Annotated in this window: 20 protein-coding genes and 1 riboswitch; of the genes, 11 read left to right on the top strand and 9 right to left on the bottom strand. The window is 72.0% G+C overall.

What is annotated here, in order from left to right:
* Window positions 1-51: 51 nt before the first annotated feature.
* Window positions 52-1,284, bottom strand: a complete 1,233-nt coding sequence (locus OOK31_RS10225) for an MFS transporter (protein WP_267012113.1) — start codon at window positions 1,282-1,284, stop codon at window positions 52-54.
* 85 nt (window positions 1,285-1,369) lie between these two features.
* On the opposite strand from OOK31_RS10225, the gene OOK31_RS10220 reads away from it, so the two are divergent.
* Window positions 1,370-1,897: a MarR family winged helix-turn-helix transcriptional regulator gene (locus tag OOK31_RS10220; RefSeq protein WP_267012112.1), complete on the top strand. Its 528-nt coding sequence runs from the start codon at window positions 1,370-1,372 to the stop codon at window positions 1,895-1,897.
* 15 nt (window positions 1,898-1,912) lie between these two features.
* On the opposite strand, the gene glgX is transcribed toward OOK31_RS10220, so the two are convergent.
* Window positions 1,913-4,117 (bottom strand): glycogen debranching protein GlgX, encoded by a 2,205-nt coding sequence (gene glgX, locus OOK31_RS10215; protein WP_267012836.1) that lies wholly within the window; start codon window positions 4,115-4,117, stop codon window positions 1,913-1,915.
* Window positions 4,118-4,409: 292 nt separating this feature from the next.
* On the opposite strand from glgX, the gene OOK31_RS10210 reads away from it, so the two are divergent.
* The 8 genes from OOK31_RS10210 to OOK31_RS10175 all read left to right on the top strand — a co-directional run bounded on the left by OOK31_RS10210 (window position 4,410) and on the right by OOK31_RS10175 (window position 14,123).
* The gene (locus OOK31_RS10210) at window positions 4,410-5,621 is read left to right on the top strand and encodes an Ig-like domain-containing protein (protein ID WP_267012111.1); all 1,212 of its coding nucleotides are present in this window, start codon (window positions 4,410-4,412) and stop codon (window positions 5,619-5,621) included.
* Between the two features lie 153 nt (window positions 5,622-5,774).
* The gene (locus tag OOK31_RS10205; protein WP_267012110.1) at window positions 5,775-7,961 is read left to right on the top strand and encodes a choice-of-anchor A family protein; all 2,187 of its coding nucleotides are present in this window, start codon (window positions 5,775-5,777) and stop codon (window positions 7,959-7,961) included.
* A gap of 137 nt (window positions 7,962-8,098) precedes the next feature.
* Window positions 8,099-8,800 (top strand): L,D-transpeptidase, encoded by a 702-nt coding sequence (locus OOK31_RS10200; RefSeq protein WP_267012109.1) that lies wholly within the window; start codon window positions 8,099-8,101, stop codon window positions 8,798-8,800.
* 133 nt (window positions 8,801-8,933) lie between these two features.
* Window positions 8,934-10,160, top strand: coding sequence for an Ig-like domain-containing protein (locus OOK31_RS10195; RefSeq protein ID WP_267012835.1), 1,227 nt, complete (start codon window positions 8,934-8,936; stop codon window positions 10,158-10,160).
* An 87-nt stretch (window positions 10,161-10,247) separates the two neighbouring features.
* Entirely contained in the window at window positions 10,248-11,015 is a 768-nt protein-coding gene (locus OOK31_RS10190; RefSeq protein ID WP_267012108.1) for an enoyl-CoA hydratase/isomerase family protein, read from the top strand.
* A 240-nt stretch (window positions 11,016-11,255) separates the two neighbouring features.
* Complete coding sequence (locus OOK31_RS10185; RefSeq protein ID WP_267012107.1) at window positions 11,256-11,759, top strand: ATP-binding protein; 504 nt, start codon at window positions 11,256-11,258, stop codon at window positions 11,757-11,759.
* A gap of 400 nt (window positions 11,760-12,159) precedes the next feature.
* A complete protein-coding gene (locus OOK31_RS10180) occupies window positions 12,160-12,939 on the top strand; it encodes a polysaccharide deacetylase family protein (RefSeq protein ID WP_267012106.1) in 780 nt (259 codons plus the stop codon).
* Window positions 12,936-14,123 (top strand): YncE family protein, encoded by a 1,188-nt coding sequence (locus OOK31_RS10175; RefSeq protein WP_267012105.1) that lies wholly within the window; start codon window positions 12,936-12,938, stop codon window positions 14,121-14,123. The genes OOK31_RS10180 and OOK31_RS10175 overlap by 4 nt, the downstream gene beginning before the upstream one ends.
* 235 nt (window positions 14,124-14,358) lie before the next feature.
* On the opposite strand, the gene OOK31_RS10170 is transcribed toward OOK31_RS10175, so the two are convergent.
* Both OOK31_RS10170 and OOK31_RS10165 read right to left on the bottom strand, forming a co-directional pair.
* Window positions 14,359-15,600: a cytochrome P450 gene (locus OOK31_RS10170; RefSeq protein WP_267012104.1), complete on the bottom strand. Its 1,242-nt coding sequence runs from the start codon at window positions 15,598-15,600 to the stop codon at window positions 14,359-14,361.
* Complete coding sequence (locus OOK31_RS10165; RefSeq protein WP_267012103.1) at window positions 15,581-16,330, bottom strand: tRNA-dependent cyclodipeptide synthase; 750 nt, start codon at window positions 16,328-16,330, stop codon at window positions 15,581-15,583. Before OOK31_RS10165 ends, OOK31_RS10170 begins: the two co-directional genes overlap by 20 nt.
* Window positions 16,331-16,584: 254 nt before the next feature.
* On the opposite strand from OOK31_RS10165, the gene OOK31_RS10160 reads away from it, so the two are divergent.
* Window positions 16,585-16,797, top strand: a complete 213-nt coding sequence (locus OOK31_RS10160) for an EF-hand domain-containing protein (RefSeq protein ID WP_267012834.1) — start codon at window positions 16,585-16,587, stop codon at window positions 16,795-16,797.
* 62 nt (window positions 16,798-16,859) lie between these two features.
* Here OOK31_RS10160 and OOK31_RS10155 read toward each other — a convergent pair whose 3' ends face one another.
* Genes OOK31_RS10155 through OOK31_RS10135 form a run of 5 tightly spaced genes read right to left on the bottom strand, consistent with a single transcriptional unit; the run spans window position 16,860 to window position 20,127 of the window.
* Window positions 16,860-17,423 (bottom strand): PadR family transcriptional regulator, encoded by a 564-nt coding sequence (locus OOK31_RS10155; protein WP_267012102.1) that lies wholly within the window; start codon window positions 17,421-17,423, stop codon window positions 16,860-16,862.
* A gap of 58 nt (window positions 17,424-17,481) precedes the next feature.
* Window positions 17,482-18,303, bottom strand: a complete 822-nt coding sequence (locus OOK31_RS10150) for an energy-coupling factor ABC transporter ATP-binding protein (RefSeq protein ID WP_267012101.1) — start codon at window positions 18,301-18,303, stop codon at window positions 17,482-17,484.
* Complete coding sequence (gene cbiQ / locus OOK31_RS10145; RefSeq protein ID WP_267012100.1) at window positions 18,300-19,049, bottom strand: cobalt ECF transporter T component CbiQ; 750 nt, start codon at window positions 19,047-19,049, stop codon at window positions 18,300-18,302. The genes OOK31_RS10150 and cbiQ overlap by 4 nt, the downstream gene beginning before the upstream one ends.
* 2 nt (window positions 19,050-19,051) lie before the next feature.
* Window positions 19,052-19,429 carry an energy-coupling factor ABC transporter substrate-binding protein gene (locus tag OOK31_RS10140; protein WP_267012099.1) on the bottom strand — a complete coding sequence of 126 codons (378 nt, stop codon included), beginning with the start codon at window positions 19,427-19,429 and terminating at the stop codon, window positions 19,052-19,054.
* On the bottom strand, window positions 19,429-20,127 hold the full coding sequence (locus OOK31_RS10135) for an energy-coupling factor ABC transporter permease (RefSeq protein WP_267012098.1): 699 nt from the start codon (window positions 20,125-20,127) through the stop codon (window positions 19,429-19,431). Before OOK31_RS10135 ends, OOK31_RS10140 begins: the two co-directional genes overlap by 1 nt.
* A 28-nt stretch (window positions 20,128-20,155) precedes the next feature.
* A riboswitch (cobalamin riboswitch) is annotated at window positions 20,156-20,351 on the bottom strand.
* Window positions 20,352-20,604: 253 nt separating this feature from the next.
* Here OOK31_RS10135 and OOK31_RS39525 point away from each other — a divergent pair.
* Window positions 20,605-20,751, top strand: a complete 147-nt coding sequence (locus OOK31_RS39525; protein ID WP_353962691.1) for a hypothetical protein — start codon at window positions 20,605-20,607, stop codon at window positions 20,749-20,751.
* The last annotated feature ends 18 nt before the right edge of the window (window positions 20,752-20,769 follow it).

The raw sequence follows: 20,769 nt of genomic DNA, 5'->3' as shown, positions 1-20,769 counted from the left end.
CTGTCCGTACGTCCGTACTCCGTACGTCAGTTCGTCCGGAGGAGGGCCACATCATCGCAGGGGGGCGGGCGCACCCTTCCCCTCCGCCTGCTCCGCGTGCTCCGGTCCCGCGGGACGCGCCCGCACGTCCCGGAGCAGCAGGACGGACAGGTTCGCGCCCGCCACCAGCACCGCCGCGATCAGCAGCGGCGCCGCGGTCCCGGTGACGGCGGCCAGCGGGGCCGCCACCGCCAGCCCCAGCGGCCGGGCCGCGAAGGAGATCAGGGCGTCGAAGGAGCCGACCCGGCCCAGCGCCCCGGCCGGCACCCGCCGCTGGATCTCGGTCTCCCACAGCGGGCTGAGCAGCCCGACCCCGCCCATGCCGAGGAAGTACGCGGTCCCGGCCACCGCCACCGGCAGCCGCAGCCCGAAGGCGGCCAGGGCCAGGGCGTAGACGGCGGCGGCCACCGAGACCCAGACCAGCGGGCGGCGCACGGTCAGCCGCCCGGCCGCCCAGGCCCCCACGAGCATGCCCACCGTGCCGGCCTGCGCGACGATCACCCAGGAGGCCTCCCCGCCCAGGGACTCCACCGCGATCAGCGGCCCGAGGGTGAGCAGCAGTCCGGCGCCCAGGTGCCAGACGCCGTGCGCCATGACGTTGGCCAGGAACCACGGGTGCCTACGGGTCTCCGCCCATCCGGCGCGCAGCTCCGCGGCGAACCCCGGCCGCCCGGCGCCGGCGGGCGCGGCGGCGGGGGTGCGCAGCCCGCCCAGGGTCAGGGCGGAGCAGATGAACAGGGCGCCGGTCAGCAGCGAGGACCAGCCTCCCCCGACGGCCAGCGTCAGCGCCCCCGCGGCGCCCGGTCCGGCGACGCTCGCGAGCCCCTGGGCCACCATCAGCCGGGAGTTGATCCGCAGCCGCCCGGGCCCGGTGGCGACGGCGGCCACCAGGGTCCGCGCGGAGGGGTTGCCGAAGGCGACGGCGGCTCCGGTGACGGCCGCCAGCGCGGCCAGCTCGGGGATCCGTACGGGCCCCGACAGCAGCAGCGCCCCGATGCCCAGCTGGGCGGCGGCCCGCACCAGGTCGGCGGCGAGCACCACCCGCCGGGCGGGGAACCGGTCGGCGGCCACGCCCGCGACGGGCAGCAGGAGCAGCATCGGCACCATCTCCGCGGCGAGCACCAGCCCGAGGTCGCCGGCGGAGCCGGTGGCGACCACGGCGAGGGTCAGGGTGGTCGGAATGAGGGCGGTCGCGAAGGCGGCGAAGGTGCGCCCGGCCAGCAGCCGCCAGATCGTCGGTGTCATGACAGCGGACAGTAATTCGGCAGCGAATCATTCGTCAACGAAATAATGGCCGGAACCGAGCCGGGACGCGGGTCATAATGCGGACATGGGGACAGGGATGGACACAGGGGCGGGCCAGGCCGAGGACTCCGTCGACCGGCACATCGCCCGGTGGACCGGCAAGGTCCCCTTCGACGTGCCCACCGAGGCCGTCATCACCCGCATCCAGCTGCTCGCCAAACACGTCGCCCACGGCAAGGAACGCGCCCTCGCCGAGACCGGACTCCAGGCCTTCGAGTTCGAGACCATGCACCGCCTCGCCTCCCGGGGAGCCCCCTGGCGCGCCCCCTCCTCCGAACTCGCCGCCGAACTGCTCCTCTCCCCGGCCGGGATGACCGGCCGCCTCGACACCCTGGAGCGCTCCGGCCTGATCCGCCGGCTGCGCGCCGCCGGGGACCGCCGCCGGGTCGACGTCGAACTCACCGACGACGGCCACCGCCGCTGGAGCGAGGCCATGCGCTGGCGCGGCATCGCCGAGGACGAGATGATCGCCCCCCTCGACGCCACCGACCGCGAGGCCCTCGCCACCCTCCTCAAGCGCATGCTCCTCCAGGTCGAGACCCGCCGGCCTTAGACGGCCCGGGCCGCGCTACGACACCACCCGCAGCAGCAGCACCGAGCGGGCCGGGACCGTCAGGCCCTCCCCGCCCCGGTGGCGGGTCGCGGGCGGGGCGGCCTGGGACTCCCGCGAGGTGTCCAGGACCAGCTCGTACGCATCCGCCCACGGCGGGCCCGGCAGGACCCACTCCACCGGCCGGTCCCCGGCGTGCAGCAGCGCGAGGAAGCTGTCGTCGCTCACCTGGCGGCCCCGCTCGTCACGGCCCGGGATGTCCCGCCCCGACAGGTACAGCCCCAGCGCCGCCGCCGGCGCGTACCAGTCCCGCTCCGTCATCTCCGCGCCCGCCGGGGTGAACCAGGCCAGGTCCCGCAGCCCGTCCGCGCCCTGCGCCCGCCCCGAGAAGAAGGCCCGCCGGCGCAGCACCGGATGGGCCTGGCGCAGCGAGATCAGCCGCCTGGCCAGCGCGAACAGCTCGCTCCACGCCGGATCCTCCAGCAGCGACCAGTCCACCCACCCCGTCTCGTTGTCCTGGCAGTAGGCGTTGTTGTTGCCGCCCTGGGTGCGCCCGAACTCGTCGCCCGCCACCAGCATCGGCACCCCGGTCGACAGCAGCAGCGTGGTCAGCAGGTTGCGCAGCTGGCGTCGGCGCAGGGCGCCGATCCGCGGATCGTCCGTCTCCCCTTCCGCGCCGCCGTTCCACGACCGGTTGTCGTTGGTGCCGTCGCGGCCCGCCTCGCCGTTGGCCTCGTTGTGCTTGCGCTCGTACGACACCAGGTCGCGCAGGGTGAACCCGTCGTGCGCGGTCACGAAGTTCACCGAGGCGTACGGCCGCCGCCCGCCCCACGCGTACAGGTCGCTGGAGCCCGACAGCCGGTAGCCGAGATCCCGTACGTCGGGCAGCGCGCCCCGCCAGAAGTCCCGTACGGCGTCCCGGTACCGGTCGTTCCACTCCGTCCACAGCGGCGGGAACGCCCCCACCTGGTAGCCGCCCGAGCCCACGTCCCACGGCTCCGCGATCAGCTTGACCCGCCGCAGCACCGGATCCTGGGCGATCACCGCGAGGAACGGCGACAGCATGTCCACGTCGTGCATCGAGCGGGCCAGCGCCGCCGCCAGGTCGAAGCGGAAGCCGTCCACCCCCATCTCCGTCACCCAGTACCGCAGCGAGTCGGTGATCAGGCGCAGCACGTGCGGACGCCCCGCGTGCAGGGTGTTCCCGCAGCCCGTGTAGTCGGCGTACCGGCGCTGGTCGGACTGGAGCCGGTAGTAGCCCCGGTTGTCGATCCCGCGCAGCGACAGCGTCGGGCCCAGCTCCCCGGCCTCCGCCGTGTGGTTGTAGACCACGTCGAGGATGACCTCGATCCCGGCCGCGTGCAGCGCCCGCACCATCCGCTTGAACTCGCCGACCTGCTGCCCGGCCGTCCCGCTGGAGGAGTAGCCGGCGTGCGGGGCGAAGTAGCCGACCGAGTTGTAGCCCCAGTAGTTGCGCAGCCCCCGGCGCAGCAGGTGGTCCTCGTGCGCGAACTGGTGGACCGGCAGCAGCTCCACCGCCGTCACACCGAGCTTCGTCAGGTGCTCGACCGCCGCTGGATGCGCCAGCCCCGCGTACGTGCCGCGCAGCTCCTCGGGAACACCCGGATGGCGCATCGTGAAGCCGCGCACGTGCAGCTCGTAGATCACCGAATCGGCCCAGGGCGTCTTCGGCCGGACGTCGTCCGCCCAGTCGTCGTCATCGTGGACGACGACCCCCTTCGGGACGTGCGGCGCCGAGTCCCGGTCGTCGCGCACGGTGTCCGCGATGTACTGCTGCGGCCAGTCCCTGACGTGCCCGTACACCTCCGGGGGCAGCGTGAAGTCCCCGTCCACGGCCCGCGCGTACGGGTCCAGGAGCAGCTTCGCCGGGTTGTACCGGGCTCCCGTCCAGGGGTCCCAGCGGCCGTGGACCCGGAACCCGTAGCGCTGCCCGGGGCGCACGCCGGGCACGAACCCGTGCCAGATCTCGTGCGTGAGCTCGGCCAGCGTGCACCGGGTCTCGGCCCCGGCCGCGTCGAAGAGGCACAGCTCGACGGCCTCCGCGCCCTGTGCCCACAGCGCGAAGTTGGTGCCCGCGACCCCGCCGGGACCGGCGTGGTAGCGGGCGCCCAGCGGATGCGAGGACCCGGGCCACACCGGTGGCGCCGGGCGCGCGGCCGCCCGTAACACCTGGGCCTGGACCCGCTCGCGGACGGCGTCCATCCCGTCCGCGACGTGCGGATCCTGCTGGCCGCTCCTGCCGTTCCCGGCGGTCGCGGCGGCGGTATCCACCGCCTCTTGCTCGGCTGCGCTCGACACTGCCCGCCTCCACGGCTCCTGGGTACCGGCGGGGGAGTGCGGCCCGGCGTCCCGGCCTGGCCCGCCCCCGTCTGGTCCTTCCCACTGTTCTGCCCGGACTGTTCTGCCCGGAACGTGGCCCGCCCTCACGTTTCCCCGGAGGGGGCCGGTCGTTGGACGGTCCGTGACTCTTCTGACGAGGCGGGCAGGGGCGGGCTTGGCCGCCGTGGCGGCATGGGCGGGCCTGCTGGGCGGGCTGGCCGGCTGCACCAGCGACGGCGGATCCCCGGTGGAGGTCTCGCTGCCCGGGAAACCCCGCTCACCGGACGAAGCCATCCGCGTCACCCCCGAGGACAACGCCAAGGGGGTCCCCGCCGAGGGCCCGCTCACCGTGAACGTCCCCGAGGGCCGCCTGGAACGGGTCAAGGTCACCAAGGTGGAGGACGCCCAGGAGGAGCAGGTCCCCGGCTCCATCGCCGCCGACGGGCTCAGCTGGAGCCCCGACCCGGCGGCCGGGCGGCTCGCGCTCGCCGCCAAGTACACCGTCGACGCGGTCGCCCTCGACGGCCACAACCGGCGCCAGGCCCGCCACACCACCTTCACCACCTACGTCCCCGAGGAGCGGTTCATCGGCTACTTCAAGCCCGAGAACCGCTCGACCGTCGGCACCGGCATGATCGTCTCCTTCAACTTCAGCAGCGCCGTGAAGCGGCGCGCCGAGGTGGAGCGGGCCATCACCGTCACCTCCGACCCGGCCGTCGAGGTGGTCGGCCACTGGTTCGGGAACGAGCGCCTCGACTTCCGGCCCAAGGAGTACTGGAAGGCCGGCACCGAGGTCACCGTGAAGATGAACCTGCGCGACGTCGAGGGCGCGCCCGGCTCGTACGGGATCCAGGACAAGACCATCCGCTTCACCGTCGGCCGCTCCCAGGTCTCCACGGTCGACGCGGCCGCGCACACCATGGAGGTCCGCCGCGACGGGCAGCTGCTGTCGACGGTCCCGATCAGCGCGGGCGCGCCCAAGAACACCACCTACAACGGCAAGATGGTGGTGATGGAGATGTTCGACGTGACCCGGATGAACGGCGCCACCGTCGGCTTCACCAGCGAGGACGGCAAGGGCGAGTACGACATCCCGGACGTCCCGCACGCGATGCGGCTCACCGCCTCCGGGACCTTCCTGCACGGGAACTACTGGGCCAGCCCCGACACCTTCGGCACCACCAACACCAGCCACGGCTGCGTGGGCCTGCGCGACGACAAGGGCGGCGGCTCGGACACCCCGGCGGGCTGGTTCTTCGACCGGACGCTGGTCGGGGACGTGGTCGAAGTCGTGAACTCGCAGGACAAGACCGTGTCCGCCAACAACGGGCTGGGCGGCTGGAACATGTCCTGGGCCGACTGGGTCGCGGGCTCCGCCGTCAGCTGACCTTCCGGACCGGCCGGCCGTCCCCCGGGAGGCCGCAGCAATCGAGTGATTGTCCGACCGGAATGCCGTAGCTGTCAGAGTGTCGTCCGTCCGCCGCGCCGATGCGTGCCCGCAGCCTGTCAGGGCCATCAGCGCGGAAACGGACGGAGCGTCATGTCAGCAAGGAACTGGACCCTAGGGCTCGCGATCGGGGCCGTACTGGCCACCGGAGCCCCTACGGCCCTGGCGGCGGGTCCCGACGCACATCCCCCGGCCGCCCGCACCCTGAGGGCCCCGCTGCCCGGCGGGCTCGGCCCGTGCGTCCCCGGCGACTGCCCGAACCCCTTCCCGCAGATCGGCAGCAACGGCGTCATCGTCGGCCGCGACAACGCGATCAACATCTTCGCGGGCGGCGGGTTCCGGGTCCGGGGGCGCGCCTCCGAGGCCGAGGGCCGCCTCGTCGTCCTCGGCAGCTTCGACCAGGACAAGCTGGCCGGCGCCGACGCCCGCTACAACGTCGGCATCGTCGGCGCCGGCTCGCTCGTCCCGCCGCCCGACGGGGCCGACTTCCTCACCACCGGCGCGAACGTCACCGTCGCGGCGGGCGAGAACCTCATCGCCGACCGCGGCGTCGTCCGCTACGCGGGCTCCCTCACCGGCGCCGTGAGCGGCACGCAGGTCAAGGACGCGGCGGCCGTCGCCCCGTACGCCGGTCTGCGCGACGGCCTCAGCGCCGCCAGCCAGTGCTACGCCAAGGTCGACGGCAGCCCGCGCCGGCCGACGGGCACCGTCGTCAACAGCGGCTTCGAGACCCTCTTCACCGGGGACAACCGGTCCCCGCTCCAGGTCTTCAACGTGCCCGCGGACGTCAACCTGTCCAACGGCAACGGCGCCCAGGGCATCCGCTTCGCCCAGATCCCGCCGGACGCGACGATCCTGGTCAACGTCCTGGGATCCGGCACCCGCACGATCAACACCTACAGCGGCACGCTCGTCGACTCCCAGGACCCGCTCAACGCCTACCGCGAGCGGCTGCTGTGGAACTTCCCGGACGCCACCACCGTGAACCTGACCGGCGGCGGCCAGTTCCAGGGCAGCTTCCTGATGGGCAACCAGACCTCCGAGACCACCGTCACCCTCCCCGGCATCAACGGCCGCTTCTTCACCACCGGCTCCGTCACCCACGGCAGCGAGACGGTCGGGGGCGGCGGCCAGGAGTTCCACGCCTACCCCTTCACCGGCGACCTCCCCACCTGCGGCCCCACCCCGCCGGTGACGGGCACGGTGGCCGTGACCAAGACCGACGAGGCGGGCAACGCCCTGGGCGGTGCCACGTTCGAGCTGTGGCGCGAGTCGAACAACGCGGCGGGTCTCCAGACGGGTGGGACGACCCCGGACACGAAGGTCACGGACTGCACGACCCCGGCGGCCGGTGAGTGTTCTCGGGCGGATGTGGCGCCGGGGACGTACTACTGGCGGGAGACGGCGGCCCCGAACGGCTACGACCTCCCGGCGAACCCGGTCTACACGGTGACCCTGACGCCGGAGGACGCGGCCAACGGCCGCACCGCCCGGGTCCGCGCCGTCAACGCCCGGACCCCGAACCCCCCGACCCCCGGAGCCCGCGTCGTCCTGCGCAAGGCCGACCAGGACAGCGGCGCGGCCCTCGCCGGTGCCACCTTCGAGCTGTGGCGCGAGGCCAACGACCAGACCGGCCTCCAGACCGGCGGCCAGAACCCCGACGAGAGGCTCGCCGGGACCTGCGTGACCGACGCCCAGGGCACCTGCACCGTGGAACTGCCCGTCGGCGAGACGTACTACTGGCGCGAGACCGTCCCCCCGGCCGGCTACGCGCCGCTCGCCGACCCGGTCATCCCCTTCGACCTCGAAGAGGGCGACATCGCGACCGGCATCGTCGTCAACGTCCCGAACCGCCGCGACGGCGACGACCACCCCGGGAAGATCAAGGTCCTGAAGAAGGACGCCAAGACGCACCGGCCGCTGCACGGAGCGGTCTTCGAGGTCTGGAAGGAGACCAACAACACCCCGGGCCTGCAGACCCGCGGCATCAACGCCGACGTGAAGGCGAAGGAGGGCTGCGCCACCGACCGGGCGGGCGTCTGCACCTTCGACGAGCTCTCCTACGGCGAGTACTACCTCGTCGAGACGGCCGTCCCGGAGGGCTACGTGCTGCCGCGCGACCGGGTCACCGGCCCGCTGAGGATCAACGCGGCGACCCCGGGCGGCCAGGTCGTGGTCACGCTCAAGAACAAGCGCGACGATCACGGCAAGGACGAGCCCGGCAAGGACGAGCCCGGCAAGGGCAAGCACGACCGGCACGGCGGCCGTCCGGGCGCCTGACGCCCGGGCCGGCTCCAGGCCCCCGGTGCGCCGGTGGGGTGATCCGCTCACCCCACCGGCGCACCCGCGCGCGCGGCGCGGCCCCCGCCCCTGTTGGCTGGTGGCAGGGGCCCGGCGGGCGGGCCCGAGGAGGACCGATGACCGTACGTCAGTCGGCAGGGGCCGCGGCCGCGCTGACCGCCGCCCTCCTCGCCGTCCTCACCCTGCCCGGCGCGGCCGCCTCGGCCGAGCCGGAGCCCGAGCGGGCCTGCACGGCCGGTACCGGCCCCTACCAGCGGGAGCTGGAGGCCCACCTGCGCCGCCCGGTCGACGGGGTGCAGTCCAAGGCCGACTGCGTGGCGGTCCGCGCCTTCCAGCGCGGGCAGGGCGTCACCCCCGCCGACGGCTACGCCGGGATCCTCACCTTCCGCACGATGACCGCCGTCGCCGCCCGCGCGAACCCCAACGCCGCCGGGGACTGCCCCGTCCGCGAGCACCGGGTGACCTGCGTGGACATGGAGCGGCAGCTCCTGTGGGTGCAGAGCGGCCGGCGCGTGGTCTTCGCGCCGGTGCCGATCCGCACCGGCCGCGACGACCAGGAGACCCGCCCCGGCTGGCACGAGATCTACTGGCGCAGCAAGGACCACGTCTCCACGCTCTACGACGACTCCCCGATGCCCTACGCCCAGTTCTTCGACGGGGGCCAGGCCCTGCACGGCCGCCCCGGGCAGCTCTTCGAGCACGGCGGTTCGGCGGGCTGCGTCAACCTCTCGGTGCGGGACGCCGAACGGCTGTGGGACCTGCTGACCGAGGGCGACGCCGTCTACGTATGGGGCGTCAAACCGGGTACCGACGACTGACACGCCGACCGCCCGGGCACTTGGGACGGAACGGTGACACGACTGTGCCTATTCGTCATCTCCCCGTGTGATTTCCTGTCGACAAGCGCGCGACTGTCCGCGCGCGGGGGACATGGGGAGAACACGAGTGAACCTGCAGCCGATACGCGGCCGCGTCCGCACCGGCCTGCCGGCCCTTCTGCTGGGGGCGGCCCTGCTGCTGACCAGCGCGTGCAGCGGCGGGGGCAACGCCGGGGGCGGCGGCGCGAACGACGGCGCGAAGGGCGGCGGTGGCGGCGCGAAGACCGGCACCGAGGCGTCCAAGGCCGTGGTCAGCGTCAAGCCGGACGACGGGTCCAAGGAGGTCGCGACGAGCGGCGTCCTGAAGATCACCAGCAGTGGCGGCAAGCTCACCACGGTGACGGTCGCCGACACCAAGGGCAACGCGGTGGACGGCAAGCTGGCCGCCGACGGCGCGAGCTGGGAGCCCGCCCGTCACCTGGCCTCCGCCACCGAGTACAAGGTGCACGCGGTCGCCAAGGACGAGGCCGGCCGGGAGTCCGCCAAGGACACCACCTTCACCACCCTCACCCCGCAGAACACCTTCGTGGGCCACTACACGCCCGAGGACGGTACGACCGTCGGCGTGGGCATGCCGGTCTCCATCAACTTCACCCGCGGCATCACCAACACCGAGGGCGTCGAGAAGGCCATCACCGTCACCACGGAGCCGTCGGTGCCGGTCGAGGGCCACTGGTTCGGCAACGACCGCCTCGACTTCCGCCCCGAGAAGTACTGGGCCGCGGGCACCAAGGTCACCGTGAGGCTGGCACTGGACGGGGTCGAGGGCCGTCCCGGCGTCTACGGCAAGCAGACCCGTACGGTCACCTTCACCGTCGGCCGCTCGCAGGTCACCACGGTCGACGCGAGCGCCCACACCATGCAGGTCGTCCGCGACGGCCAGGTCCTCAAGGACATCCCGATCACGGCGGGCGCCCCCTCGACGACCACCTACAACGGGCAGATGGTCATCAGCGAGAAGTACAAGGTGACCCGGATGAACGGCGCCACCGTCGGCTTCGGCGGCGAGTACGACATCTCCGACGTCCCGCACGCGATGCGCCTGTCGCAGTCGGGCACCTTCGTCCACGGCAACTACTGGGCGGCCTCCAGCACCTTCGGCTCCGAGAACGTCAGCCACGGCTGCGTCGGCCTCCAGGACGAGCGGGGCGCCGGTGACGACAGCACCCCGGCCGCCTGGTTCTTCAACGAGTCGCTGATCGGCGACGTGGTGGTCGTGAAGAACTCCAAGGACAAGCAGATCGCCCCGGACAACGGCCTCAACGGCTGGAACATGGACTGGGCGGAGTGGACGAAGTAACGGTCCCTCGAACGTAGTCCGGGTGGCCCGGTGCTGTGACCCACAGCACCGGGCCACCTCGGGTTAACCGGCGCTAACCTTCCCGGTATGACCCTCACTCTCGAAGTCTCCGAAGGCGTGGCCACCCTGCTGCTGGACCGGCCGCCCATGAACGCCCTGGACATCGCCACCCAGGACCGGCTGCGCGAGCTCGCGGTGGAGGCCACCGAACGCGCCGACGTGCGCGCGGTGGTCGTCTACGGCGGCGAGAAGGTGTTCGCGGCCGGCGCGGACATCAAGGAGATGCAGACCATGGACCACGCGGCGATGATCGCCCGGTCCCGCGCGCTCCAGGACGCCTTCACCGCCGTCGCCCGGATCCCCAAGCCCGTCGTCGCCGCCATCACCGGCTACGCCCTCGGCGGCGGCTGCGAGCTCGCGCTGTGCGCCGACTACCGGATCGCCGCCGACAACGCCAAGCTCGGCCAGCCCGAGATCCTGCTCGGCCTGATCCCGGGCGCGGGCGGCACCCAGCGGCTGTCCCGGCTGATCGGCCCCTCCAAGGCCAAGGACCTGATCTTCACCGGCCGGATGGTCAAGGCCGAAGAGGCCCTCACCCTCGGGCTGGTGGACCGGATCGTGCCCGCCGCCGAGGTGTACGAGCAGGCGCACGCCTGGGCCGCGAAGCTCGCGCAGGGGCCGGCGATCGCGCTGCGCGCCGCCAAGGAGTGCGTGGACGCGGGCCTGGAGGCGGACATCGACACCGGCCTGACCATCGAACGCAACTGGTTCGCGGGGCTGTTCGCCACCGAGGACCGGGAGCGCGGCATGCGCAGCTTCGTCGAGGAGGGCCCGGGCAAGGCCAAGTTCCTCTGACCTTCCCGGGGGTGATCCCTGGGGGTGGATTAGCCAGGCCTTAAGGGGACCTTAAGGAGAGACGGTGATCCACTCACGGTGATCACCTTGCAGCGGAACGTCACCGCAGGTCAGGGTGGTCCCGCAGGGGTCCGGTTGCCCTGCGCATATGCCACGACCGCCCCCCGGAATCACTGATTCCGGGGGGCGGATTCCTGCGGAACGGCCCGGACGGGCGCACCGGCCGTCCATGATGGGTGCATGGCGGGCGTGGAGGGTGTGGAACAGCCGCGGCAGCGCAGCAGCGCTTCTGCCGTGCGGCTCACGGCGGCGGTCGAGGACGAACAGGGCCTCAAGGCGCTGGAGTTGTACGGGAACCCGGCCGAGGCGGAGGTGACACTGCCCTCGATGCCGGAATCCGCGAGCACGGCCCGCCGGCTGACCCAGAGCGTGGTGATCCGGTTCTGGGGCCTGTCCCCGCAGATCGCCGAACACGCGGTGCTGCTGGTGTCGGAGCTCGTCGGCAACGCCGTACGCCACACCGGGGCCCGCTCCTTCGGCTTACGGATGCTGCGCCGGCGCGGATGGATCCGGGTCGAGGTGCGCGATCCGTCGCGCGGACTGCCGTGTCTGATGCCGGTGCACGAGCTGGACACCACGGGCCGGGGGCTCTTCCTCGTCGACAAGCTCTCCGACCGCTGGGGTGCGGACCTGCTGCCGCGCGGCAAGATCACCTGGTTCGAGATGCGGGTCGCCGACCGCTAGTGCCGTGCGCGGTCCGGTCCGGTCCCGGAAAGCCAGAAACCCCCTGTCGCCGTGATGGGGCGCTGCGGGGGTTTCATGGGTGCGCCGAGGATCGATGGGGTGTGTGATCCTCGGCGGAGGACTTCGCTCGGGTCAAAGGGAAGCCGTGGTTCCGACTATGGCAGACGAGGGGCCGAACGCCAAAAGTCCCTACTCGGACATAAGTGTGCATATCGTAAGAGTTTCCACCTAAATCCTAGGTGAGGTGGACCACTCACCTCGTATTCCATGAATAAATATCGAACGCTCTGTGTGAATCGTTGACCGGAGGGCGAACAGACGGCCCCGCAGGCCGGGGCCGCAAAGGTCCCGAATTGGGTCAATCGTTATCTTCTTGGCCGTCCGCCTCTTAAATGGGCAGGTGTTCTCACCACCAGGCCGCCGCACGGTCCTGCGCGCGGGCGCAGCCGCCGCCGTCGGCCTCACCGCCGCCTGCGGCACGGACCGGACCGCCGCCGCCCCCGCCGCCCCCGCCACGCCGGTCCGGGCCGAGCCGGCACCGGCGGGCCCGGCCCCCGCGCCCCGCCGCTTCGCGGGACAGCCCGCGGAGATCGGGCACGGCCCGCGCGAGCGCCCCGCCGTCGCCCTCACCTTCCACGGCAACGGCGACCCCGCCGTCGCCCGCGCCGTACTCGCCGAGGCGGAACGGGCCGGCGCGCGGGTCACCGTACTGGCCATCGGCACCTGGCTCGACGCCCACCCCGACATGGCCCGCCGCGTCCTGGACGGCGGCCACGAACTCGGCAACCACACCCAGCGCCACCTCGCCGTCAACGACCTGCCCGAGGCCGAGGCCTACGCCGAGATCACCGGCTGCGCCCAGCGCCTCAAGCGCCTCACCGGCTCGATCGGCACCTGGTTCCGCCCCTCGCAGGCCCAGTACGCCACCCCGCTGGTGCGGACGCTGGCCCAGCGGGCGGGCTACCCGCACGTCCTCTCGTACGACGTGGACTCCCTCGACTTCACCTCGCCCGGCGCCGCGGCCGTCATCCGCAACGTCACCGGGACGATCCAGGGCGGATCGGTGGTGAGCCTGCACTTCGGCTACGCGGACACGGTCGACGCGATGCCGCCCCTCCTCGAAGAACTCGCGCGCCGGAAGCTGCGCGCGGTGACCACCACGGAGCTGCTGACCTCATGAACAGGAACCGCCTTCCATCCAAGGCCGCCGCGCTCTTCGCCGGACTGGTCCTCGCCGCCCTGGCGGGCTGCGGATCCGGCGGGAAGGGCGAGCCCGAGGCACTCGGCTCCAAGGGCCCCGCCCGCCCGGCCAAGGCCGTACCGGCCGCCCCGCCGGGACTGGCCGGGATGCCGCCGCTGCTCGACCCGAACGACGTCTACGCCGCCGACCGGCCGAACAAGCTCTCCCCGGTGGTCAAGGACTTCCCGTCGCGGGTCTACGTACCGAACACCAACTCCAACACGGTGTCCGTCATCGACCCGGCCACCTACAAGGTCATCGACACCATCCCCGTCGGCGTCCAGCCCCAGCACGTGGTGCCCTCCTGGGACATGAAGACCCTGTGGGTCAACAACAACCGCGGCCACACCCTCACCCCGATCAACCCGGCCACGGGCGAGGCCGGCGAACCCGTGGAAGTGCACGACCCGTACAACCTGTACTTCACGCCCAACGGGAAGTACGCGGTCGTGATGGCCTCCATGGACCGCGAACTCGTCTTCCGTGATCCGCACACCATGAACCGCGTGAAAACCGTCCCGGTGACCTGTTTCGGCGTCAATCACGCGGACTTCTCCGCGGACGGCCGCTACTTCATCGTCAGCTGCGAGTTCTCCGGTGAACTGCTCAAGGTCGACACCGAGAAGATGGAGATCGTCGGCCAGCAGAAACTCCCCTTCGAAGGGGCCATGCCGCAGGACGTCAAGATCTCCCCGGACGGAAAGACCTTCTACGTCGCGGACATGATGGCGCACGGCATGTGGGTGCTCAGCGGGGACACGTTCGACGTCCCCAAACTGCTGCCCACCGGCAAGGGCTGCCACGGCCTGTACGTCAGCCGCGACTCCCGGGAGATGTACGTCTCCAACCGGGGCGAGGGGACCGTCTCGGTCTTCGACTTCAAGCAGAACAAGCTCACCAAGAAGTGGGAGCTCCCGGAGGGCGGCAGCCCCGACATGGGCGGCGTCTCCGCCGACGGCCAGGTGCTGTGGCTGTCCGGCCGCTACAACTCCGAGGTCTACGCCATCGACACCGTCACCGGCAAGCAGCTGGCGAAGATCCCGGTCGGCGGCGGCCCCCACGGCCTCGCCGTGTACCCGCAGCCCGGCCGCTACTCGCTCGGCCACACCGGCATCTTCCGCTAGTGCTGTGACCGGAAAGGCTCACCGGGTCGCGGCGCCCGGCACGGCACCTCGCGGCGTTGTCGGACCACGACGGTACGTCCAGTACGAGTCGTGGCCCTCCGCCTTGCGATGTACCGCACCGGACACCGCGACCCGGCAAACCTTTCCGGCCACAGCACTAGGGGCCTTGCGTACGGACACGACAGTGCCCCGGGAGCTCGCACAGCTCCCGGGACACCGGTCTCAGTGGCCGCCGCTACCAGGCGACGGGCAGCCGCTCGGGCAGCCGCTTGATGAACCCCGTCCGCCACACGAGGTTCTCCGCCGGCACCGCGAGGCGCAGCTCGGGCAGCCGCTCGACCAGCACCTCCAGCGCGATCTCGGCGTGGGCCCGGCCCAGCGCGGAGGCCGGGCAGAAGTGCCGGCCGGCGCCGAAGGCGAGGTTGGCGTTGGGGCTGTCCCGCTCCAGGTCCAGCTCGTCCGGCCGCTCGAAGGCCTCCGGATCGAAGTTGGCCCCCTCCAGCAGGACGAGCACCAGCTCGCCCTCCTTGACCAGCACGTCACCGACCTGGACGTCCGCCATCGCGATGCGCGGCAGGCCGTCACCCACGGACAGGTTCCAGCGCAGCAGTTCGTCGACGGCCTTGCCCATGCGCTCCGGGTGCCGGCGCAGGTACCCGACGAGCTCGGGCTTCTGCAGCAGGGCCAGGACCGCGAGGACCAGGAACGCGGACGTGGAGACCGCGCCCGCCCCGAACAGCGAGACGGCGACGGTCGCGAACATCTCGTCCGTCAGGTGGGCCGACTCGGGGTCGGCCTCCTTCAGCTCGGCGAACTTGCCGAGGAGCCCCGTACGCTCCTCGGCCGGCAGCGCCAGCTGCGCCTTCAGCTGGTCGGTGAAGTAGCCGACGTCCTTGTACCAGTTGAGCGCCGAGTCGGCGAACGGCTCGCGGGCGGTCATGAACGCGACGTCCAGACCCGACATCAGACGGCGCCAGTCCTCGAAGGGCACGGCCAGCACCTGGCAGTGCAGCGCCGCCGAGAAGGGGTCGGCGTAACCGGCGCGCAGGTCGGCCGGGCCGCCCTCCGCGACGAGCCGGTCGATCAGTTCCCCGGCCTTGGCGCGCAGCCAGTCCTGGAGCCCCTTCTGGCGGGGGTTGAGCGCCTTCATGACCGCGTTGCGCAGGCCGGCGCTGTTGATGTTGCCCATGTTGTTGACGACCTCGGGCGGGATCGTCAGCGCGTACTGGCGGGGCACCCCGGCGTTCGCGGTGTCCTTCAGGCTGAACCGCTCGTCCTCCAGCACCTGCTTGGCCAGCGCGTAGCTGCTCACCAGCCAGGCCGGGTCCCCGGTGAGGGTACGGACCTTGGCGACGGGGGTCTTCTCGCGCAGCCAGGAGCACTCCTCGGGCAGTACGTCTCCGCGCCGCGAGAGCGGGAAGTCGAGGAGGGGCTGAGACTCCCCGCTCTCCAGGCCCTCAAGCTGCTCGACGCTCATCGACGGTCCTTTCGGTGGGTGCGGTGCTGTGTGCGGCGGCGGCCTCGGGGCGCACGACGGCGTACGCCTGGTTGCGGGTCGCGCGCAGGCCACCGCCCCGGGCGAAGAGGACGTCCGTCATGGGCATCTTGACGTGGTAGGCCGCCACCGAGGACGGCACGTCGAGAATGCTCGGGGTGTCGATGAAGAACGGCAGCTCGGCCGCCATGTAATCGAAACAGACCTGCAACTGCGCGTCCGTGATGGATTCACCCTCCGGCAACTTCGAGCCGACAAAGTGGAGGGCCATTTCCTCGCATCCCTTGCGGAATACGTCATCGGTTTCGAGGAAATGGAGGACGCGTCGGTGCAGGAGTTGGTAGACGGGGTTCGTCTGGAACTCCGAAAGTGCCCTCACGCGGATCTCGGCGTGCGGAGGCCCTGATTCCTCCACGCCTTTGAGAATCCTTCTCCGGACCGCCTTGATCTCCTTCGCCGCTCGCTTCTCCGCATGCTCGACGGTGTAGCCGAAGGCGGCGAACATCCGGTCGACGTGGAGGTCTGCGTAGACGAAGTCGACCTGCGCGAAGCGGGTCGTGGCCCATCGGGAGAGACTGGATATGCGCTCGGAGCTGAAGTAGCTGTTGCCAGGACTCACTCCGATGAGCACATGGTCGCCGTCTTCCCAGATATGGCGGCAGGTGCGGGTGAAGGGCAGAACTTCGAATGATGCGTCAGCTGTGATCGTCACCTATGTGATCGCCCTTGTTGCCGCTTGTCCCTGGGAGCCCTGCGCTCCTGGTGTGGCGGCAATGTCGGTACGTTATGCCGTGATGCCGGAGCGTGACAAGTGGGAGGCGGAATTGTTGGCCGGAATTATCGCTTCCGTGTTACGGACCGGTAATTACATTTCTTTCTGCCGGCCGAACGGGACCCGCGGGACGGAGCCGTCCGCGGTGCGGCTACCCTGAGCCGGTCAACAAGCACCAAGAAGGGGTGGACCCAGTGGCGGACATCGAGAGCGCACGGGCGACGTTCGACAAGTTCGACGTGAACGGTGACGGCTTCATCACGGCCGACGAGTACAGCGCGGCCATGAAGGCCATGGGCGACGCCTTCGTCACCCCCGCGGTCGCGGACTCCATCGTCGCCGCCAAGGACCTCGACAGCGACGGCCTGCTGAGCTTCGACGAGTTCTGGGCCGACCTGAACAAGTAGCAGCCGGCCCGCACGAGCAGGCGCCGCGCCCGCCTCCGCCCCGCTCCGGGGGCGGGGGCGCGTCAGGTCCCGGAACCGCCGGCCCCGTCCCGCGTCAGGTCCTCGACCTCGGTCAGGGCCTCCTCCAGCCAGCTCAGCCAGAACGTCTCCAGCGCGATACCGCCCCGCAGCACCAGCCGGCGCAGCCGGTCCTCCGCCGTGTCCCGGTCCGGCGGGAAGTCCTTCGCCTCGATGGCCTCGTACGTCGCCAACTGCCCCCGGTGCAGCTCCAGGTGGCGGCGCAGCTCCGGGCCGAGCCCCTGCGGTCCCACGACCGCCGCCGCACGGATCCGCAGCAGCAGCGCGTCCCGCTGGGGCTTGGGGTCCTGGCTCTCGTCCACCCACCGGGCCAGCTCCGCGCTGCCGTCGGACAGGACCTCGTACTGCTTCTTCTGCCCCCGGACGGGCACGGCGCTGGGCAGCTCCCGGATCAGCCCGGCCTCCTCCAGCCGCCCCAGCTCCCGGTAGATCTGCTGGTGCGTCGCGGACCAGAAGTACCCGATCGACTTGTCGAACCGCCGGGTCAGCTCCAGCCCCGACGAGGGCTTCTCGAGCAGGGCGGTGAGGATGGCGTGCGGGAGCGACATGCGGCCATCCTAGGTTTCCGCCGCCCGACCCACGCCCTCCCCGCCCCTTCCGTACGGCCTACCGCCAGGCGGCCAGCGCCTCCGGGACCCGCGGGCCCGGGGCGTCCGCCGCCAGCAGCCCCCGGGCGCGCAGGAGGGCCGTCACGGCCGGGGACCAGGCCTGGCACAGGCCCGCCGAGGACAGCAGCTCCGGATCCGAGAGCAGCTCCGCCGCCGGGCCGAAGCGGATGCCCGCCGGGGTCAGCACGGCCGCGTCGTCGGCCCAGCGGACCGCGAGGTCCACGTCGTGGGTGGCCATCACCACGGTGGTGCCGTCGCGGCGCAGGCCCGCCAGGACCTCCAGCAGGCGTTCCTGCCCGTCCGGGTCCAGCCCGGCCGTCGGCTCGTCCAGGATCAGCACGCGCGGGGCCATCGCCACCGCCCCCGCGATGGCCGCGCGCTTGCGCTGCCCGTACGACAGCAGGTGCGTCGGGCGGTCCCGCAGCGCGGTGATGTCCAGGGCGGCCAGGGCCGAGTCCACCCGCTCGCGGACCTCCGGAGCGGGCAGCCCCAGGTTCATCGGGCCGAAGGACACGTCCTGCTCGACGGAGGCCGCGAAGAGCTGGTCGTCCGGGTCCTGCACCACCAGCTGCACCGAGGACCGCAGCCGGGTCAGGCCCTTGCGGTCGTGGCGCACCTCGGTCCCGTCCAGGAGCAGCGCGCCGGAACCGGGCCGCAGGCCCCCGCTCAGCAGCCGCATCAGCGTGGTCTTCCCGCTGCCGTTGCGGCCCAGCAGGACCAGCGCCCGCCCCTCGGCGATCTCGAAGTCCACGCCGGACAGGACGGCCGGGCCGTCCTCGTACGCGTAGCCGGCGCCGGCCAGTTCCACCAACGGGCTCACAGGTACAGCTCCTTCAGTACGAGGGTCCCCGCGACCAGGCCGGCCAGCAGGGCGGCGGAGGCCGCGAGGAACCGCCAGGACAGCGTCGCCGGCGGGACGAGCACCCGCAGCGCGCCGTCGTAGCCGCGCCCCGCCAGCCCCTCCTGGAGCCGGGCGGCACGGTCGAAGGCCCGGACGAAGGAGGTCGCCGCGAGCCCGGCCAGCGAACGCCACACCGCCGCCCGGCTCGTCTGCCCGAGGCGGGCCGCCTGCGCCCGGCGGACCCGGTCCGTCGAGTCCAGCAGCAGGAAGCCGATCCGGTACATGACCAGGGCCACGTCCACCACCGGTGCGGGCACCCCGGCCCGCACCAGGCGGGGCAGGACGTCCGAGACCGGGGTGGTGAAGGCGAACAGCAGTACCCCGAGCGAGGCCGCCGAGGTGCGCAGCAGCAGTTCCCCCGCGTGCCGGGGGCCGTCCGGGGCCGCCGCGAGGAAACCGGCCGGGCCGCCCACCGACACCAGCAGCGGCAGGGCCCCGGTCACGCAGAAGCCCAGCGGTATCCGGAAGGCCCGCCACAGCTGCCGCCCGCCCACCCCGGCGGGGCCGAGCAGCACCGCCAGGGTCGCGGCGGCCACCAGCGGCCCGCCCGGCCAGGGCGGCAGGCACACGGCGGTCACCGTCAGCCCGAGCCCGAGGAGGGCCTTCTCCAGCGGATGGCGGCGCCGCCAGCGGCTGGAGTGCGCCGCCACGTCGATCGGCAGCACCCCTACGCCTCCGGCCCGGCCGTCCGGTCGCCGACGGGCGTCTCCCGCGTCCCCGCCCCCGTGGCGGCAGCGGCGGCAGCGGCGGCGATGCCCTGCCGGCGGCCCTTGCGGACACCGAAGTAGTACGCGAGGACGCCCGCGCCCAGCGCCGCCTGGAGGGCGAACAGCGCCGACTCCACCTCGCCGGACGGGGGTTCGTACAGGGGCGAGAACCAGGGCTCGTAGTCCGGCTTCAGTTCGGTGATGGCCGATTCCGCCTGCGCGTCGGCGCCGGTGAACGGCTCCTCCTTGCCGTCGCCCATGCCGAGCGCGAGCGGGAGCACGGCCAGCGCCGCGACCAGGAGCAGCAGCAGGGTGTTGATCTTCGCGTTGCGCGTCATCAGAGCGCCGCCTCCTGCTTCGCCGGGGTCCCGCCGGTCAGCTTCGTGATCCCGAGCCGGATCAGGTCCGACTTGCTGGACTGCATCAGCAGCCGCATCACGAGCACCGTCAGCAGCCCCTCGCTGACCGCGAGCGGGATCTGCGTCAGCGCGAAGATGCCCGCGAACTTCTCCAGCGAGCCCAGGAACCCGCTCGAGGGGTCCGGGAAGGCCAGCGCCAGCTGGACCGAGGTCACGCAGTAGGTGACGAGGTCCGCGAAGAAGGCGCCGAAGAACACGCTCACCATCAGCGGCGCACCGGACTTCTTCAGCAGCCGGTAGACGGCGTAGCCCGCCCAGGGTCCGGCGATGGCCATCGAGAAGACGTTGGCGCCGAGGGTGGTGAGCCCGCCGTGCGCCAGCAGCAGCGCCTGGAACAGCAGGGTGATGGTGCCGAGCACCGCCATGATCGGCGGCCGGAACAGGATGGCCCCGAGCCCCGTCCCCGTGGGGTGCGAGCAACTGCCCGTCACCGAGGGGATCTTGAGCGCGGACAGGACGAAGGTGAACGCTCCGGACGCCCCGAGCAGCAGCGTGCTCTCCGGGTTGGCCTTCACCTCGCGGGTGAGGGCGCGCACGCCGTGGACGACGAACGGGGCGGAAGCGGCGCCCCAGGCGACCGCGTGCAAGGGGGGCAGGAACCCCTCGGCTATATGCATGAGTAGAGAGACCTCTCCAGCACCTCGTGGATGGACGACGCGCCCCGGCCGGTCTCCTGGCTCACGGGTACTGATGCCCTGGCTCCGCCTTCCCGGGTCCGTGCGATCTCCCGCGCGGGCCCAGTGGCTTCCCGGAGGAGTGGAGCCGGACTTCCCGATCACAGTGGCGAGGGCCGCACCGGTTTCCCACCGGTTTCCCGAACACCAAGGCCCGTTGACCCTAGTCGGCCGCACGGACCGGTAACAACCCGGCGCAATCCCACCGATCGGGTGATCCCCTTCCGCTTGATCGTCACTCACCGTGCCCTCGCCGCTGCCATCCGCATCAACCGCCACATCAGTCAAGGGAGTTCCACGTGTCCGTCACCGCCGAGGACTGGCTGCCCCGCATCGCCGCGCTCTTCCGTACCTACGATCTGGACGGAGACGGCCAGCTCGGCCGCGAGGACCTGATCGCCTACGGACGGTGACGGCCGCATCGACCGCGCCGAGTACGAGCGCCTGTTCGGCGCGACGGGCCTGGACACCGGCGCGGACGCCCTCGCCTTCGACCGCGTCGACACCGACGGCGACGGCTCGGTCAGCCGCGAGGAACTGCGCGCCGCCGCCGTGTCCGCGCGCTGATCCGGCTCGTCACCCTCG

It is taken from the genome of Streptomyces sp. NBC_00249, assembly GCF_026342355.1.
Classification (GTDB): domain Bacteria; phylum Actinomycetota; class Actinomycetes; order Streptomycetales; family Streptomycetaceae; genus Streptomyces.
Note: the sequence above shows the minus strand (reverse complement) of the source record. Positions and strands in the feature narration are given on the sequence as shown.

What these genes read in the sequence shown, in the direction of transcription:
- OOK31_RS10200 (WP_267012109.1), top strand. Translation starts at nt 8,099, where the DNA reads ATGACCGTACGTCAGTCGGCAGGGGCCGCGGCCGCGCTGACCGCCGCC.
- OOK31_RS10225 (WP_267012113.1), bottom strand. Translation starts at nt 1,284, where the DNA reads ATGACACCGACGATCTGGCGGCTGCTGGCCGGGCGCACCTTCGCCGCC.
- OOK31_RS10155 (WP_267012102.1), bottom strand. Translation starts at nt 17,423, where the DNA reads ATGTCGCTCCCGCACGCCATCCTCACCGCCCTGCTCGAGAAGCCCTCG.
- OOK31_RS10185 (WP_267012107.1), top strand. Translation starts at nt 11,256, where the DNA reads ATGGCGGGCGTGGAGGGTGTGGAACAGCCGCGGCAGCGCAGCAGCGCT.
- OOK31_RS10220 (WP_267012112.1), top strand. Translation starts at nt 1,370, where the DNA reads ATGGGGACAGGGATGGACACAGGGGCGGGCCAGGCCGAGGACTCCGTC.
- OOK31_RS10175 (WP_267012105.1), top strand. Translation starts at nt 12,936, where the DNA reads ATGAACAGGAACCGCCTTCCATCCAAGGCCGCCGCGCTCTTCGCCGGA.
- OOK31_RS10190 (WP_267012108.1), top strand. Translation starts at nt 10,248, where the DNA reads ATGACCCTCACTCTCGAAGTCTCCGAAGGCGTGGCCACCCTGCTGCTG.
- glgX (WP_267012836.1), bottom strand. Translation starts at nt 4,117, where the DNA reads ATGGACGCCGTCCGCGAGCGGGTCCAGGCCCAGGTGTTACGGGCGGCC.
- OOK31_RS10170 (WP_267012104.1), bottom strand. Translation starts at nt 15,600, where the DNA reads ATGAGCGTCGAGCAGCTTGAGGGCCTGGAGAGCGGGGAGTCTCAGCCC.
- OOK31_RS10135 (WP_267012098.1), bottom strand. Translation starts at nt 20,127, where the DNA reads ATGCATATAGCCGAGGGGTTCCTGCCCCCCTTGCACGCGGTCGCCTGG.
- OOK31_RS10140 (WP_267012099.1), bottom strand. Translation starts at nt 19,429, where the DNA reads ATGACGCGCAACGCGAAGATCAACACCCTGCTGCTGCTCCTGGTCGCG.
- OOK31_RS10205 (WP_267012110.1), top strand. Translation starts at nt 5,775, where the DNA reads ATGTCAGCAAGGAACTGGACCCTAGGGCTCGCGATCGGGGCCGTACTG.